This is a genomic window from Methanobrevibacter sp., from assembly GCF_017427765.1.
Taxonomy (GTDB): Archaea; Methanobacteriota; Methanobacteria; order Methanobacteriales; family Methanobacteriaceae; genus Methanocatella.
In genome coordinates, this window is sequence record NZ_JAFRSC010000032.1 from 73,023 (window position 1) to 87,604 (window position 14,582).

Consider the following 14,582-nt stretch of genomic DNA (forward strand, 5'->3'; position numbering starts at 1 on the left):
AAATTATGAAATTTAGGTATGTCTAAATTTTTTATTTCTTAATTTTAGAGGATTATTATGGATTATTTAATCAGGCCGCAAAACACTCAGAAGGTATATTTAAGTGAAAAAACACTTGACGTAGATGATATTCTAAAAAGTAACTACGATTATATACATGATGCAATAAAAAAAGAAGGAATTATTCTAAAAGCACATGAGTGTAATCTCTTTAAGGAACTGGTTTTTGACAGTAAGATTGTGGGATTCTGCTCTTATGATTTTTCAAGGCAATTTATTACAGCAGCCTTAAACAATATCTATGTGCTGCCGGAATTTCGCGGAAACAATCTGTTTTTGAAAGAACTTAAAAAAACCATGGTTGAATATAACAAGCCCAGCATAGTCGAGCCCACAAGACTTGTTGTTGAGCTTCTCATAAGATATGGTCTTGCAGAAAAGATTAGCGACAGTCTGGTTGCAAGTTCTCTTGAATTTATAATACCAGGAGACCATGTGCTTTCAAATCATGAATATAAGTCATCAGAAGAGTTGTCAACACATTTTTACGATTTGAAAATGTCTGCAAGCATTCATTTTCTAGATATCGATGAAGGTGTAATTGCATACAGCAGTCCTCTGAATTATGATATTATCCATCATGACTGTCTTAGCGCAAGAGATGAAATGAATGAAGAGTATCTTGATGAAATCAGAGAGTTTTTCATTAAAAACGATGTTGAAATAAAGAATGCCGTCCGCAATCTGGAAGAAAATCTTCCGGTCAAATCATATTCCATTGAAGAGATAGTAGGTGTTGAAAACGAATTTTCATATTACATAGAATCACTTATTGATGATGCTCATGTAACTTATGATAAGGCATTTGAGATAAAACAGCAAATGATTGAAGAGTATGAAGAAGGAAAAATTTTAAAGGAATCTCTTTTAATAAGACTGGCTTATCTGTTTGATGAAAATAAGGATGTAACTATCAAATCCCATACTGACAAGTGCCCTCATTGCAAAATGCCGGTAGACAATCATGATAAATATTGCCATTTCTGCGGGATTAATTTGAATTATAATTCTGGTGAATCAGATTAAAAAAAATAAAAATAGAGGATAATTAGTATTATCCTACCAGCGGCTTAATTTACCTGAATCGTTATTATTGTTGTTTAATGCATCGATGATACTTTTACAATGATTTATGAAATAATCACTGTTTTCATAACTGATTCCGTTTCCGCTAATTAAGTAATTTTGGTTATTTATATTAAAGTAGATGTCTGAATCGTAAGAATCTACACCTTCCCTATATAAGAAGTATGTTGTAACACCATTTTGATCAATAGTTTGGTTTGATGTGAAACCACCTGAGTTATAGGTATTACCTGCTATACTGGAAATATCCTGACCGTTATCAATCTTATTAACTGAAATAGTCATGTTATTGGAATCAACATAATTCATTGCTGTATCATTAACTTTGGTGTCGGTGAAGTTATCTAATTTTGGAAAACCGCTATCACCTAATTCAACAGTGCCTGTATCATTTGCAACATTAGCATCAGAACCGGTTAAATTTAAATTATTTGCACCGACATTAATTCCAATATAGAGAATAATTAAAATTACTAATAATGCATAAAGTCTTTTCATTATTTATTCACCTAACTAACCATTTCTAATTTAAACTATAAATAAGTTAACACTATTTTTAATGAACCTTTTGATTTTTCACTAAAAAACATACCTTAAACATATAATTTTATGTTCGTTTTTCATTTACTACGTTTCATTTTTCAGATATTGTCTAGAAAAATATACATCTAAAATAATTTCAATATAACCGAAGGTATTATTCAACAATTGAAAAAAATCATAATTTTTTAATAAATATTTAAATAAAACAAATTAGATATATTATAATGAATTATTATTAACTTTTTAATTCAAAAATAATAATTATAGGAATTTATGGTGTGATTATGAATATAAACGACAATATGAAATTAGGTTTAATAGCAGCTATTTCAATAATAGCTCTTTTCGTATTATCTTTATGGATTTCCCAAATTCCACCTGGTGAAGACAATGCTGTTCGTTTTGGAATTTTAACCCTTTTACCACCTCTTGTGGCAATCGGTTTAGCATTCATTACAAAAGAAACAATTGTTTCCCTGTTCATCGGTGTATTTGTTGGGGAATTTATGCTATGTGTTAATGACTTAAACATTATTAGCACAGCAATCAATGCTTTTTTACAAATGGGTTCACAGATAATTTCTTGTATGGCTGATCCTTGGAATGCAGGAATTATTCTTCAATGTTTGCTTATTGGAGGTATCATCCAGTTAGTAACTAAAATGGGTGGGGCTAAAGCTCTTGCAGATGCATTTGCAAAAAGAGCTGACACTCCTAGAAAAGCACAGTTATTCACTTGGATATTAGGATTATGTGTTTTCTTCGACGATTATGCAAACTCATTAATTGTCGGTCCTATTATGAGACCTGTTATGGATAAACTCAAAGTATCCAGAGAAAAATTAGCATTTGTAGTAGACGCAACTGCAGCTCCTGTTGCTGGTATTGCAATTATTTCCACCTGGATTGGATTGGAAATAAGTTTAATTGCTGCTGGTTTCCAGTCTGTTGGAGCAACTAACGTAACTGGTTTTGGAATATTTTTACAAACAATTCCTTACAGATTCTATAACATATTTATTTTACTTTTCATTGTAATTTCCGCAATTACATTATATGAATTCGGTCCAATGAAAAAAGCAGAACAAGCTGCACGTGCCAGAAAAGATAATGAAGAAATTGTTGTCCCTGAAGCACCTGGTTTTGATGAAGTCAAACCAGTGGAAGGAATTAAACTCTCCGTTTGGAATGCTATTATTCCAATTGGTACTCTGATTGTAGGAGCACTTATTGCATTCTACTGGAGCGGATACACTACCATTTTAGGTGGAGAAGACCAAGCTCTTATTGCTATTATGCAATCTTCCCCATTATCATTCAATGGTATATTTACAGCTCTTTCACAATCCGATGCATCCGTAGCACTTTTCCAAGCTGCACTTTTAGCTTCCATTGTTGCAATTGTAATGGCAGTAGGTCAAAAAATCCTCAAACTCGAAGATGCTATCACCGAGTGGATTGGGGGTATGAAAACTATTGTTATTACTGGTGTAATCCTTCTTCTAGCATGGTCCTTAGGTGGAGTTATCGGTGAAGTAGGTACTGCTGATTATTTAGTGGGTGTTTTAAGTAATACAATACCTCAATTTATTGTACCTGCACTTATTTTCATCTTAGGTGCATTGATTTCATTTGCAACAGGTACAGCATACGGTACAATGAGTATCTTAATGCCTTTGGCAATTCCTTTGGCTTGGGCTGTAAGTACAGGTGATATGAACTTTACAATTGTCTGTACAAGTGGTGTGCTGACCGGAGCTATTTTCGGAGACCACTGTTCACCGATTTCAGATACAACAATTCTATCCTCTATGGGAACAAGCTGTAACCATATTGATCACGTTCAAACACAAATCTACTATGCAATATTTGTTGCATGTGTAGCAATATTTATCGGTTACATCCCAGCAGGATTAGGAATCCCTTGGTACATCTCTATCCCTGTCGGTGTAGTTGTAATGTTTATCGGACTTAAACTGCTTGGTGAAAAAGTAGATTTTGATGAAGTTGAGGGTGAAGCCTCATAACTTCTTTTATTTTTCTTTTTTTGTTCCTAAAAGTTTATCAGGTTTATTATTGTAACCTATTGTTTTTCCTGTTTTTTTAGCATTGATTTTTGCATTAACTGCAAGTTCATCGACTTCACGGTTGAGTTTGTCTGATGAATGTCCTTTAACTTTAGTGAATTTTAAATCATCAGTTTGATCAATTAAATTATATGTTTCTTTAATAATTTCTAAATTTTTGATTGGCTTTCCGTCGGATTTCTTCCAACCTTTCTTTTTCCAGTTTTTTGCCCATTTGGTGAATATGTCAATGCAATAACCAGAATCGGAGCAGATTTCTATACTGTCATTGGAACTATAATTATCAATGAAATCTCTAAGTGATGCATATATCGCATACAGTTCCATTTCATTGTTGGTTGTCAGAGGACATCCTCCTGATTGTTTGGATATGATTTCATTATCTTTAAGAGTTAGAAATGCCCAACCTCCGGCTTCCCGGAGATATTGGCCATTTTTCTTAATCATTGTTGCTGCGCCATCGGTATAGTAAATATATTTAGTCATCTTTTAACCTCAATTATTTGATTTTCTTAGATATACTAATTTTCAAATTACTTTAGTTAAAAGATATACTAAATGTAACATAATTATTTTTCTAAAACTGCTATATAATCCATCCTATTTCTAATGGCAGGAATCCATGTAAACAGTTTTGTAACAGGTTTATATTTGTTTACTCCGTCAAATAGGTTAACGTCACAAATCCATTTGAAGTTAGGATTTAAATCTAGCAGTTCATATCCTTTTTGAAGGCCCCATGTAAATTCTGAATTGGTTTCTTCAACAGATATTTCTTTAGTCTTTTCAACAGATGTTGGCGGCATCATTTCCATGAATATTGTACAATTTCTGAAGTTACTATTAATTATTTCCAATATATCTGAAACGTCCTTTTCCTGCAGATACATTGTCAGACCTTCAATTATTATTAGCACATTACCGCTTTCTATTTTAATTTCATGGGTCCATTTTTCATCCATTGCAGAGTAGGCTAAAGTTTTTACTCTTTCATGGTCTTCTATATATCTGAGTCTGAATTTAGCTGAGTTTTCCAAATCAACATTATACCATCTAATCAATTCGTTGTCGAGTCTGTTGAATCTTGTATCCATTCCTGATGCAATATTAATTATAGTTGAGTGCGGATGTTTTTTAATGTAATCAGACACCATATCATCAAGCACGATTGTCCTTCCGATTACTCCCATTTTCATTTTTCTATCTTTATTTGCAAGTGTGAAATCATAATCTATTTTGGATATGACTTCTATTGCCTTCTTATCATAGAATTTGTGGTTTTTTTCTTGTGAGTGCTGTGCTTTTGCAAATAATGTCAAAAGCATGGTTTTTTCTACGCCTTCTAAATTCATAACTTTTCCTCCATGAGTTATTTTGTTTTATGTAATAATTGTATGGAGCAATATATAAATTTTTAGGTATGCCTAAATTTTTATATATTTAAAAAAATAATTAAATTTACTATTATCTGAAAAAGTAAAATTCATCTTCACAAAGCTTTTTGTAGGTGCAGTATCTGCATAAATACTGCTTTTTTGCCGGAAATTCTTTCCTGTTAATTTTATCGCGAACATCATACATTGTATCGATGGCTTCATCAATCTCACAATAGCTTAAGTATTTACGTTTGTTTTCCTCTTCACATACATCCAAAAGCCTCAGACGGCCATTTTTTGTAAAAAATACTCCAACTGCAGAAACCGGCTTGTGATATACATTTTCAACAAGCAATTTATAGTAACACAATTCTAGGCGATATTTGGAAAAGGAACTTGAATTGCTTGTTTTATAATCAATAACAACCAAATGTCCATTTTCATCTTCCAATATAATATCGCAAATCCCTGAAAAGCGATGCTTTTTGTCAATCAAGTATTCTTCATTAGAATGGAATTTATAATTATTTTCAACGAATACTTCATTAAAAAATTTAGCTAAATTGTCAATGTGTTCATCCAGACCATATCCGATATCCAAATCCCTTGCAATTTCAATCAATTCATTTTGAATGTCAATACCGTCTAAATTGTCTTCAAATTTGTCTGTGAATTTCTCAGCAATCAGATGAACATCACTTCCAAGTGACATGTACTTGTTTGGTTTTGATGGAATTTCATCAATATACTGAAATTTAAATTCCTTTGGACATTTAAGATAAGTATTCACTTTTGATTTAGACAATCTCATAGTAATATTTTTGTATAATAGATTTATATATTTAATCAATTAAAATATTAATAATTAAACATTGGAGAGTAGTTAAATGAAAATTATAGCATTACAAGCAAGTCCTAGAAAAGGCGGAAACTGTGACGTATTGATGGATGAAATGATAAAAGGTATTGAAGAAAACGGCGGAGAAGTTGTTAAATACTTCCTTGAAGGCTGTGAAATCGCTCCATGTAAAGCATGCATGTATTGTGCTGAGCATCCGGAATGTGTAAGGGCAGATGATGGTAACAAAATCCTTGATGATCTTGTTGCAGCTGACGGTGTAATCTTTGCAACACCTATCTATTACGGACAAATGTCAGCACAAGGAAAATTAATCATTGATCGTTTCTATTCAATAGGTCAAAACCCTGATAAAAGCTTATCCGGAAAAGCTGCATTGATATTTACAGAAAACCAACCTGAAGGAACCTATGCAGACTACATTGAGCTTACCAAATTCTCACCATTCACATTTATGGGATATGATGTGATTGGACATATTGATGCAGGCTCAGCAGGCCCTGCAGGTATTGTAGCTGAAGAGCAAGAAGATAAGCTTAAAGAAGCTTATGAATTAGGTAAAAAGTTTTAATTTAATTTAAAACTTTTATTTTTTTATATTTTTGTGGTATTGAAATGGGTTTAGGTTCACTTTTTAAAAGAAATAAAGACAAAAAAGAGGAAATCATAGAATCTCACATTGACATTAACACAGATGATTGTGATGCATGCGAGAAATGCACAATTGCATGTCCGAACAATGTACTGATTATTGTTGATGGAGTTTCATCAGTTCGTGACCCTCAGGTTTGCAAAAGCTGTAAGGTATGTATGGCAATCTGTCCGAACGATTGCATTACAGTCAACTGATATTTTCACGAATATTATCGATAAAGCTTCTGTTTTCTAATTTAATGATTTTAGTAATCTTGTCTGATTTTTTTATCTTAATTACATCACCATTAAATACTTCAATGGGTTTTCCGTCGTATAATACATATGAATTGGTGTTTTCTCTGATTTCAGTGATTTTGATTTCTACAGTGGAGTCATCTGACAATATTATGCTTCTGTTAATTACTGTATGTGGTGCTATAGGAGTCAATGTTATTATATGTGCAGTCGGATCGACAATTGGCCCTCCGCAGGATAGATTATAGGCAGTTGAACCTGTTGGAGTACATACAAGAATGCCGTCTGCAGTATATGAATTGATTAGTTTTCCATTGACTGTGGCATCAAATCTTACAACACCAAATGTATTTTTGGAGATGGCAATTTCATTTAGACTTTCGGGAATTTTAACAGTTTCTCCGTTGGGTTTGGTTATTTCACCTTCCACCATCATTCGCTCTTCAATATGATAGTTTCCATTTTTAATATCATCTAATGACTGTTTAATTTTTTTAGGTGAAATTTCAGTAAGATAACCTAATGTTCCTGTGTTAATTCCAACAATAGGTTTTCCAGAAGATATTCTTGCTGATTTGAGAAATGTTCCATCGCCTCCAATGGAAATAATAATGTCTGCTTTTTTGATATTATCCACAACATCAATATCTAAACTTTTAGAAATTTCAAAAATTGAATCATGGACTCTGGAGGTTATTTTTTTAATATTGTCTGTGTTGATGAATATTTTCATGATAATACTATGTATTTCAGAAATATTATATTTTTTAATGTTTATGTAAAAAAATAGAATTATAGGCTGATTTCATCAGCACCTATAACTTGAATAGTCATATTTTCAACAAATTCTTCAGTCTCTTCACCGAAGTTTAAAAAGTGAGGGGAAGCCATATGTCTTTTAAGAGCATCTAAAGACTCCCATTTTTCAACAAATGTCAAACTGTCACCTTCTAAAGGTTGTAACAATTGATAATCAATATTACCTTCTTCTTGCAAAGTTTCAAAAATCAAATCATCTGCAACTTCAATAATACTGTCTTGACAACCTTCTTTAGGTTCGATTTTTGCTAGAACTAAAATGAAATCCATAACTACTCACCTAGTATTTGATAAGATTAATTATATTTTCATATTATTAAAGTTATTCTATAATTTTTTTTCAAAAACTACATTAATAAAAAAACAGATATAATTAATCAGCAAAAAATTTTGGAGAAAAATAATGATATATTCAACTGAGATAGAAAATATGTGTCCGGTTCGAAAAGGTGCTAATCATGACCCTGCTCCAATCCCTGAAGAGGGCAAATGGGTAAAAGCAAAACAGATTACAGACATTTCTGGTTTTACTCATGGTATAGGATGGTGTGCACCTCAACAAGGATGCTGTAAATTAACACTGAATGTTAAAGAGGGTATTATTGAAGAGGCATTGGTTGAAACATTAGGTTGTTCTGGTATGACTCATTCAGCGGCAATGGCCGGTGAAATTTTAGTTGGAAAAACAATCCTTGAAGCATTAAACACAGATTTGGTTTGTGATGCAATCAACACAGCAATGCGTGAATTATTCTTACAGATTGTTTACGGAAGAACCCAATCTGCATTTTCAGAAGGCGGTCTTCAAATTGGTGCGGGACTTGAAGATTTAGGTAAAGGTCACAGAAGCCAAGTAGGAACAATTTATTCAACAAAAGAGAAAGGTCCAAGATATTTGGAGTTAACTGAAGGTTACATTACTGAAATCGGCCTTGACGAAGACAATGAAATTATAGGATATAAATACATTAACTTAGGTGTAATGTTGGACTTCATCAAAGATGGTGTTGATCCTCTTGAAGCTATTGAAAAGGCTAGAGGTCAATACGGAAGATTCGATGATGCGGCTAAAAAAATAGACCCTAGAAAGGAGTGATAATATGAGTTTATTTGAAAGTTATGAAAGAAGAATCGATCAAATCATTCCTGTTTTAGAAAAATATGATATAAAAGACCTTGAAGAGGCAAAACAGATTTGTCTTGACAAAGGTTTTGACCCATATGAAATTGTAAAAGGGGTCCAGCCTATTTGTTTTGAAAATGCATGCTGGGCTTACACACTTGGAGCTGCAATTGCTGTTAAAACTGGTTGTGTGAAAGCTTCCGATGCTGCTAAAGCAATTGGTGAAGGACTTCAGGCATTCTGTATTCCTGGAAGTGTAGCTGATGACAGAAAAGTAGGTCTTGGTCATGGTAATCTTGCTTCAATGCTTTTAAGTGATGAAAGTGAATGTTTTGCATTCCTTGCAGGCCATGAAAGTTTTGCAGCTGCAGAAGGAGCTATTGGAATTGCCAACTCTGCAAATGAAGTAAGAGCTAAACCGTTAAGAGTTATTTTAAACGGTCTTGGTAAGGATGCTGCATTAATAATTTCCAGAATTAACGGATTCACCCATGTAGAAACTGAATTTGATTACTTTACAGGAGAAGTGAAAGTCGTAAAAGAAAAAGCCTACTCCGATGGAGAACGTGCAAAAGTCAGATGCTACGGTGCAGATGATGTACGTGAAGGTGTAGCAATCATGCATTTGGAAGGCGTTGATGTATCTATAACCGGTAATTCAACCAACCCTACACGTTTCCAACATCCTGTTGCTGGAACTTATAAAAAAGAATGCCTAGAACAAGGCAAAAAATACTTCTCAGTTGCATCAGGAGGGGGAACCGGAAGAACCTTGCACCCAGACAACATGGCTGCAGGACCAGCATCCTATGGTATGACAGATACTATGGGTAGAATGCACTCCGATGCCCAATTTGCAGGTTCATCATCAGTACCGGCTCACGTGGAAATGATGGGACTAATAGGTATGGGTAATAACCCTATGGTTGGTGCATCTGTTGCAGTTGCTGTAGCAGTAGAAAAGGCAATGAAAAAATAAGGGAGTTATTCCCTTTAAATTCTTTTTTTAGTGATAATATGTCAAATATGTGGGGATTGGCAGCAAAAGGAATTTGCGAGCATAATGGAAAAATTCTTCTTTTAAAAATAAGATCAAAATCATCTCATGATGCAGGTTTATGGGAAATTCCCGGAGGCAAAGTCAAAAAAGGCGAGTTTTTTGATGCTGCTTTAAAACGTGAATACAAAGAGGAAACAGGTCTAGATGTTGAAGTTGAATCCCTTTATAATGTTATTCAGAGAAATTATACTGCATGCAAAACCAATGAGGAAATCAGATCGATACAATTAATAATGAAAGTAAGCTGCTCAACAGATGAAGTTACAATAAGTGAAGAGCACGATGACTATGGGTGGTTTACAAAAAAAGAAGTCTGTGAAATGATTGATAACAATCAGCTTGCAATAGCTGCAGTAAGGGCATTTAAAAAATAGGAACTTAATAATCAAGCCCTAAAAGTTTAGATGCATTTTTATACATTATAAGCTCTCTTTCTTCTTCAGTCAAATCTATTTTATTGAAGTATTCCATTTCACTTTTGGAATCCCACATTGGATAGTCTGTACCCCATAAAACCCTATCAGCACCATAAGCATGAATTAAATCAAGTGCGGTTTCAGGACTTAAATCGTAAAGACTGGAACTTAAATCAACATAAAGGTTCGGTGTTCCTGCCAGTTTTTGTGTAGCTTCCTGCCACATGCTCCAACCTGCAAAATGAGCTCCTATAAATGTAATGTCAGGAAATTTTTCTAAAAATGGTTTAATCTGTTCCGGATTTGAATAACTGTATCTGAAATCTCCACAATGAACAAGCATAGGAACTTTACCGTTACTTACAACTTCACCAATCCTGAATGCGCGCTCATCGTCCATGGCAAACTGTTGGAAATCCGGGTGCAGTTTAACTCCTTTAAGGCCAAGTTCAATTAGATAGTCAAAATCTCCTTGTATATCATCACTGTCTGGGTGTAATGTTCCAAAACCAGTAAATAAATCTGGATAGGCATTTACAGATTCAGCAATAAATTCATTAATTGATTTGACCTGTTTTGGTGTTGTTGCAACTGAATGAACAAGGTAATGTGTTACTCCAACCTGATTTCCGTCCCTTAATAAATCATCCAATTTACCATTTAGGGACATATCCAAATCATAAAAGTCTCTAATTCCCATTACTGCTTTATCTGCTATTTTTTCCGGATAAATATGACAATGTGCGTTTACAAGTTTTTGCATATAATTAAACCACCTATTAATCTAAATAATATTTTGATTTTGAAAATATAAATATATTAATGAACACTTAACTTTTTAACATATTATCCACAAATATGCTAATATGAAAAACTGTCCGAGTTGTGGTTATGAAAACATAGATGAAGCGCTATTTTGCCGTAATTGCGGGCATGATTTAAACAGCCAAAAACCACAAAAAACAGCTGAATCAAAACTTAGCCACGTAAAAGATGAATCTATTGTAATAAAATTGTTCTATAAAACCGATAGACGTACAAATGAATTGAGATTTGCAAAATCAAAATCAATAAGTATTGCAGTATTCATTCTAATGTTTCTCTTTGGTATTTTTCAAGGATCAACAACAGTTTCATTTTTCGTAGTTATCATAGTAGCAATAGTATTCGGATTAATTTTTGCAATTCCAGTATATGTGCTTGGTTTTATTACTGGTTTGTTAATAGATAGATTTTTAAATTAAAAAAAGAAGTGAAATTAATATAACTTTTCACCGCTATATTCATTTTCTTCAGTATAGATTCTTATCAGTCTGTCTATTAAATCATCATACATTAACCTATGACCAATGGCTCCACCATTAACTGTTTTTACATTATTAATGGAATCATCTGAAAATTCACCGCTGTTGTTAATAATGTACCACATTCCATGCGGAGTATATATGAACAGTTCTCCTTCTCCATTTTCATATCCATTTTTAAAGCTGTCCTGAGGGTCATACATTTTAGTAGAATGAATAACTAATCTGGATAAGTCCTGTTTTGGTCTTGTTCCTGTTCGCTGAAAGAGCATGGTTAACCATTCATAGGATTTTTCTTTAAGGTTTGCTTTTTTGACAGGGTCTGCAAAAGCCTCTTTAACCTTATTCTGCCTTTTTTCTAAGGTGTTTGTTATGCCAAGTATTTCTTCTACTTTTGAGACATCCTTTTCCAAACATCTCCATCCTTCAGGCCGGCCGGTTACCTGAACATTACCTTCCACAAAGTCCATTCTTTTGAATTTTCTGAAATATGGCTTTACTTTTTCAAATTCCTCATCAGGTATCTTTTTATTTAATCCATAGAGATATCCATATTCATTTGCATCATAACATTTTGTTTCAAGTTTAAGCTCTTCTTCTGCCATGATATCACCTATTTTATATATAATTAATTTGTTTCAATGATATAAAACTATTGGATATAGTAAGTTATTTTTATTTAAAATTACTAATAGTAGAATATGGTTAAAGTAAGCATTATGGGATCAACTGGAATTATCGGAAAAAACGTTGCATTTACACTAGCGCGTGCTGATACCGTTGATGAAATCGTGTTATTCGCAAGACCCGAAAGTGTTGAAAAGGCTAGAGGTGAATCATTTGATATGTATGATGCTCTTGCTGCTGAGGATATAGATTGTACTTTAACACCTTCTTCAGACTATGAGGATTTAAAGGATTCGGCGATTGTACTGATTACTGCTGGAATTCCTCGTGAGGAAGGTATGAACAGACGGGATTTGGCTATTCCGAATGCCAAAATCGTCAATGAGTATTCTCGCCAAATTGCCGCTCATGCACCTGATTCTATCATTTTAATAGCTACAAATCCTGTTGATGTTATGACAACTGTTGCCTATAAAGCTTCAGGATTTAAAAAATCAAAGGTTATTGGTGTTGGAAATCACTTGGATTCTCTAAGACTTAAAGCCTATTTCTCAAGACAGATTAACATTAACAGTTCAGAAGTCCACACTAGGGTTGTTGGTGAACATGGAGATCATATGGTTCCTCTTTTGAGTTCAACCACTATTGGCGGTATCCCATTAAAATATTTCGTTAAAGCAGTTGATATGGAAGTTCCCCGTCTTGTAAACAGACTTAAAAAAGCAGGTAATACTATAATTTCTAAAAAAGGCGCAACAGAATATGGGCCATCATATGCTATTTCAAACTTAGTTTCAACAATAATTACTGACACCCATAAAGTTTTAACCGTTTCATCATATCTTGATGGTGAAATAGGTGATGTTTATGATGTATCTTTAGGTGTACCTGTTGTTTTATCTAAAAAAGGTGTTGCAATGATTGTTCCTCTACATATGAATGATTTTGAATTGCATGAATTTAAACAGGCAGCAAAGGTCGTTAAAGAAACAACTGAAGACGTTTTAAAATCACTTAATGAGTAAAGTAATTAGAGGAAATTTTATGAAATATGTGGACAAATGGACTCAGTCAAGTCTTATTTTAAAAATTATTATTGGTTTAATTATAGGTGCTATTTTAGGATTATTGGTTCCCCAATGGACAATAATCGGTTTTCCAGGTGATTTGTTTGTAAGTGCTCTTAAAGCAGTTGCTCCACTATTGGTATTTGTTTTGGTAGCTTCAGCTATTTCAAAAGCCAGAAGTGGTATTGGGGGTAGATTTAAAACAGTTATAATTCTTTATTTATTCAGTACTTTTCTATCTGCAATGGTTGCAATTATAGCAAGTACAATCTTTCCGGTTACAATTCATCTTTCAAATGCAAGTACTGCTGCAGCACCGGGCGGTATCGGTGAAGTAATGTATAATATGATTATGACAGTATTTTCAAATCCTATTGATTTATTGTCCCAGGGCCAGTATCTGGGAATACTGTTTTGGTCTATAGTATTCGGTATTGCACTTAAGATGGTTGCAAGCGATACTACTAAAGATGTTATAACCGATTGTGCAAATGCGGTTACAACAGTAGTGCGTGGAATTATACAATGCGCTCCATTCGGTATTATGGGATTGGTATTTAAATCCGTTTCTGAAAGTGGAATCGGCATATTCACTCAATATGGTCAGTTGATATTATTGCTTGTTGGCTGTATTGCATTTGTTGCTTTTGTAACAGATCCTTTGATTTCAGCATTTGCCCTAAGGCGTAACCCATATCCTCTGGTATTGACATGTTTAAGGGAAAGTGGTATAACAGCATTTTTCTCAAGAAGCTCTGCTGCAAATATTCCGGTCAACATGCAGTTATGTGAACGTTTGGGATTGGACAGAGATTTCTTTTCAATCAGTATTCCGTTAGGTGCTACAATCAATATGGAAGGAGCGGCTGTCACAATTACAGTCATGACTCTTGCAGTATGCCATACTATGGGAATTTCAGTTCCGCTGCCTGTTACAATTGTTCTCTGCATTATTTCAACAGTCGGTGCATGCGGAGCATCTGGAGTGGCGGGAGGTTCACTTTTGCTTATTCCGATGGCTTGTTCATTATTTGGAATAAGTGCTGATGTATCTATGCAAGCAGTTGCTGTAGGATTTATTATTGGTGTAATCCAGGATTCCTGTGAAACTGCATTAAACTCTGCCGGAGATGCTTTGTTTTCAGCAACAGCGGAGTATCATGACCGTTTGAAAAATGGAGAACCTATGAATTTCCTGGGGGAATTTGCAAAAAACAAAAGTTAAATTGTGATAATTTACTCACAATTTCTTTTAAACTATTTT

The 14,582-nt window shown here is 33.7% G+C and carries 18 protein-coding genes; 10 read left to right on the plus strand and 8 right to left on the minus strand.

Going from position 1 to position 14,582, the window contains the following annotated elements; genetic code table 11:
• The first annotated feature begins 57 nt into the window (after positions 1–57).
• Positions 58–1,086, plus strand: coding sequence for a hypothetical protein (locus IJL02_RS09910; RefSeq protein WP_292815911.1), 1,029 nt, complete (start codon positions 58–60; stop codon positions 1,084–1,086).
• 33 nt (positions 1,087–1,119) lie between these two features.
• On the opposite strand, the gene IJL02_RS09915 is transcribed toward IJL02_RS09910, so the two are convergent.
• Positions 1,120–1,644 (minus strand): hypothetical protein, encoded by a 525-nt coding sequence (locus IJL02_RS09915; RefSeq protein ID WP_292815913.1) that lies wholly within the window; start codon positions 1,642–1,644, stop codon positions 1,120–1,122.
• Between the two features lie 329 nt (positions 1,645–1,973).
• Between IJL02_RS09915 and IJL02_RS09920 the strand changes: the two genes are divergently transcribed.
• Positions 1,974–3,716, plus strand: a complete 1,743-nt coding sequence (locus tag IJL02_RS09920) for a Na+/H+ antiporter NhaC family protein (RefSeq protein WP_292815915.1) — start codon at positions 1,974–1,976, stop codon at positions 3,714–3,716.
• Between the two features lie 6 nt (positions 3,717–3,722).
• Here the strand turns inward: IJL02_RS09920 and IJL02_RS09925 are convergent, their stop codons facing one another.
• The 3 genes from IJL02_RS09925 to IJL02_RS09935 form a co-directional block, all read right to left on the minus strand.
• A complete protein-coding gene (locus IJL02_RS09925) occupies positions 3,723–4,262 on the minus strand; it encodes an RNase H family protein (protein ID WP_292815917.1) in 540 nt (179 codons plus the stop codon).
• Positions 4,263–4,345: 83 nt separating this feature from the next.
• Entirely contained in the window at positions 4,346–5,128 is a 783-nt protein-coding gene (locus IJL02_RS09930; protein WP_292815919.1) for a class I SAM-dependent methyltransferase, read from the minus strand.
• Between the two features lie 112 nt (positions 5,129–5,240).
• Entirely contained in the window at positions 5,241–5,963 is a 723-nt protein-coding gene (locus tag IJL02_RS09935) for a PD-(D/E)XK nuclease family protein (protein ID WP_292815921.1), read from the minus strand.
• A gap of 76 nt (positions 5,964–6,039) precedes the next feature.
• Between IJL02_RS09935 and IJL02_RS09940 the strand changes: the two genes are divergently transcribed.
• Entirely contained in the window at positions 6,040–6,582 is a 543-nt protein-coding gene (locus tag IJL02_RS09940) for a flavodoxin family protein (RefSeq protein WP_292815923.1), read from the plus strand.
• 44 nt (positions 6,583–6,626) lie between these two features.
• Complete coding sequence (locus IJL02_RS09945) at positions 6,627–6,860, plus strand: 4Fe-4S binding protein (protein WP_292815925.1); 234 nt, start codon at positions 6,627–6,629, stop codon at positions 6,858–6,860.
• On the opposite strand, the gene IJL02_RS09950 is transcribed toward IJL02_RS09945, so the two are convergent.
• Together IJL02_RS09950 and IJL02_RS09955 are read right to left on the minus strand one after the other, a co-directional pair.
• Positions 6,853–7,635 carry an NAD(+)/NADH kinase gene (locus IJL02_RS09950; RefSeq protein ID WP_292815927.1) on the minus strand — a complete coding sequence of 261 codons (783 nt, stop codon included), beginning with the start codon at positions 7,633–7,635 and terminating at the stop codon, positions 6,853–6,855. The two genes, IJL02_RS09945 and IJL02_RS09950, sit on opposite strands and share 8 nt — an antisense overlap.
• A 59-nt stretch (positions 7,636–7,694) precedes the next feature.
• Positions 7,695–7,991 (minus strand): putative quinol monooxygenase, encoded by a 297-nt coding sequence (locus IJL02_RS09955; protein ID WP_292815929.1) that lies wholly within the window; start codon positions 7,989–7,991, stop codon positions 7,695–7,697.
• A 133-nt stretch (positions 7,992–8,124) separates the two neighbouring features.
• On the opposite strand from IJL02_RS09955, the gene IJL02_RS09960 reads away from it, so the two are divergent.
• From IJL02_RS09960 to IJL02_RS09970, 3 genes are read left to right on the plus strand one after another with little or no spacing between them, the layout of a single operon-like run.
• Positions 8,125–8,817 (plus strand): iron-sulfur cluster assembly scaffold protein, encoded by a 693-nt coding sequence (locus tag IJL02_RS09960; RefSeq protein WP_292815931.1) that lies wholly within the window; start codon positions 8,125–8,127, stop codon positions 8,815–8,817.
• A 4-nt stretch (positions 8,818–8,821) separates the two neighbouring features.
• Positions 8,822–9,823, plus strand: coding sequence for a GGGtGRT protein (locus tag IJL02_RS09965; protein WP_292815934.1), 1,002 nt, complete (start codon positions 8,822–8,824; stop codon positions 9,821–9,823).
• 38 nt (positions 9,824–9,861) lie between these two features.
• Entirely contained in the window at positions 9,862–10,278 is a 417-nt protein-coding gene (locus IJL02_RS09970; RefSeq protein WP_292815936.1) for an NUDIX domain-containing protein, read from the plus strand.
• A gap of 4 nt (positions 10,279–10,282) precedes the next feature.
• Here the strand turns inward: IJL02_RS09970 and IJL02_RS09975 are convergent, their stop codons facing one another.
• The gene (locus tag IJL02_RS09975; protein WP_292815938.1) at positions 10,283–11,083 is read right to left on the minus strand and encodes an amidohydrolase family protein; all 801 of its coding nucleotides are present in this window, start codon (positions 11,081–11,083) and stop codon (positions 10,283–10,285) included.
• Positions 11,084–11,186: 103 nt separating this feature from the next.
• On the opposite strand from IJL02_RS09975, the gene IJL02_RS09980 reads away from it, so the two are divergent.
• On the plus strand, positions 11,187–11,564 hold the full coding sequence (locus IJL02_RS09980; protein ID WP_292815940.1) for a zinc-ribbon domain-containing protein: 378 nt from the start codon (positions 11,187–11,189) through the stop codon (positions 11,562–11,564).
• A gap of 14 nt (positions 11,565–11,578) precedes the next feature.
• Here the strand turns inward: IJL02_RS09980 and IJL02_RS09985 are convergent, their stop codons facing one another.
• Positions 11,579–12,229, minus strand: a complete 651-nt coding sequence (locus IJL02_RS09985; RefSeq protein ID WP_292815942.1) for a hypothetical protein — start codon at positions 12,227–12,229, stop codon at positions 11,579–11,581.
• 96 nt (positions 12,230–12,325) lie between these two features.
• Here IJL02_RS09985 and IJL02_RS09990 point away from each other — a divergent pair, with 96 nt between their 5' ends.
• Both IJL02_RS09990 and sstT read left to right on the plus strand, forming a co-directional pair.
• Positions 12,326–13,276, plus strand: coding sequence for a malate dehydrogenase (locus IJL02_RS09990; RefSeq protein ID WP_292815944.1), 951 nt, complete (start codon positions 12,326–12,328; stop codon positions 13,274–13,276).
• A 19-nt stretch (positions 13,277–13,295) separates the two neighbouring features.
• Positions 13,296–14,543 carry a serine/threonine transporter SstT gene (sstT, locus tag IJL02_RS09995; protein WP_292815946.1) on the plus strand — a complete coding sequence of 416 codons (1,248 nt, stop codon included), beginning with the start codon at positions 13,296–13,298 and terminating at the stop codon, positions 14,541–14,543.
• Positions 14,544–14,582 lie beyond the last annotated feature (39 nt).

What these genes read in the sequence shown, in the direction of transcription:
- IJL02_RS09915 (WP_292815913.1), bottom strand. Translation starts at nt 1,644, where the DNA reads ATGAAAAGACTTTATGCATTATTAGTAATTTTAATTATTCTCTATATT.
- IJL02_RS09940 (WP_292815923.1), top strand. Translation starts at nt 6,040, where the DNA reads ATGAAAATTATAGCATTACAAGCAAGTCCTAGAAAAGGCGGAAACTGT.
- IJL02_RS09910 (WP_292815911.1), top strand. Translation starts at nt 58, where the DNA reads ATGGATTATTTAATCAGGCCGCAAAACACTCAGAAGGTATATTTAAGT.
- IJL02_RS09930 (WP_292815919.1), bottom strand. Translation starts at nt 5,128, where the DNA reads ATGAATTTAGAAGGCGTAGAAAAAACCATGCTTTTGACATTATTTGCA.
- IJL02_RS09975 (WP_292815938.1), bottom strand. Translation starts at nt 11,083, where the DNA reads ATGCAAAAACTTGTAAACGCACATTGTCATATTTATCCGGAAAAAATA.
- IJL02_RS09965 (WP_292815934.1), top strand. Translation starts at nt 8,822, where the DNA reads ATGAGTTTATTTGAAAGTTATGAAAGAAGAATCGATCAAATCATTCCT.
- IJL02_RS09935 (WP_292815921.1), bottom strand. Translation starts at nt 5,963, where the DNA reads ATGAGATTGTCTAAATCAAAAGTGAATACTTATCTTAAATGTCCAAAG.
- IJL02_RS09970 (WP_292815936.1), top strand. Translation starts at nt 9,862, where the DNA reads ATGTCAAATATGTGGGGATTGGCAGCAAAAGGAATTTGCGAGCATAAT.
- IJL02_RS09950 (WP_292815927.1), bottom strand. Translation starts at nt 7,635, where the DNA reads ATGAAAATATTCATCAACACAGACAATATTAAAAAAATAACCTCCAGA.
- IJL02_RS09945 (WP_292815925.1), top strand. Translation starts at nt 6,627, where the DNA reads ATGGGTTTAGGTTCACTTTTTAAAAGAAATAAAGACAAAAAAGAGGAA.
- IJL02_RS09980 (WP_292815940.1), top strand. Translation starts at nt 11,187, where the DNA reads ATGAAAAACTGTCCGAGTTGTGGTTATGAAAACATAGATGAAGCGCTA.
- IJL02_RS09990 (WP_292815944.1), top strand. Translation starts at nt 12,326, where the DNA reads ATGGTTAAAGTAAGCATTATGGGATCAACTGGAATTATCGGAAAAAAC.
- IJL02_RS09955 (WP_292815929.1), bottom strand. Translation starts at nt 7,991, where the DNA reads ATGGATTTCATTTTAGTTCTAGCAAAAATCGAACCTAAAGAAGGTTGT.
- IJL02_RS09960 (WP_292815931.1), top strand. Translation starts at nt 8,125, where the DNA reads ATGATATATTCAACTGAGATAGAAAATATGTGTCCGGTTCGAAAAGGT.
- sstT (WP_292815946.1), top strand. Translation starts at nt 13,296, where the DNA reads ATGAAATATGTGGACAAATGGACTCAGTCAAGTCTTATTTTAAAAATT.
- IJL02_RS09925 (WP_292815917.1), bottom strand. Translation starts at nt 4,262, where the DNA reads ATGACTAAATATATTTACTATACCGATGGCGCAGCAACAATGATTAAG.
- IJL02_RS09985 (WP_292815942.1), bottom strand. Translation starts at nt 12,229, where the DNA reads ATGGCAGAAGAAGAGCTTAAACTTGAAACAAAATGTTATGATGCAAAT.
- IJL02_RS09920 (WP_292815915.1), top strand. Translation starts at nt 1,974, where the DNA reads ATGAATATAAACGACAATATGAAATTAGGTTTAATAGCAGCTATTTCA.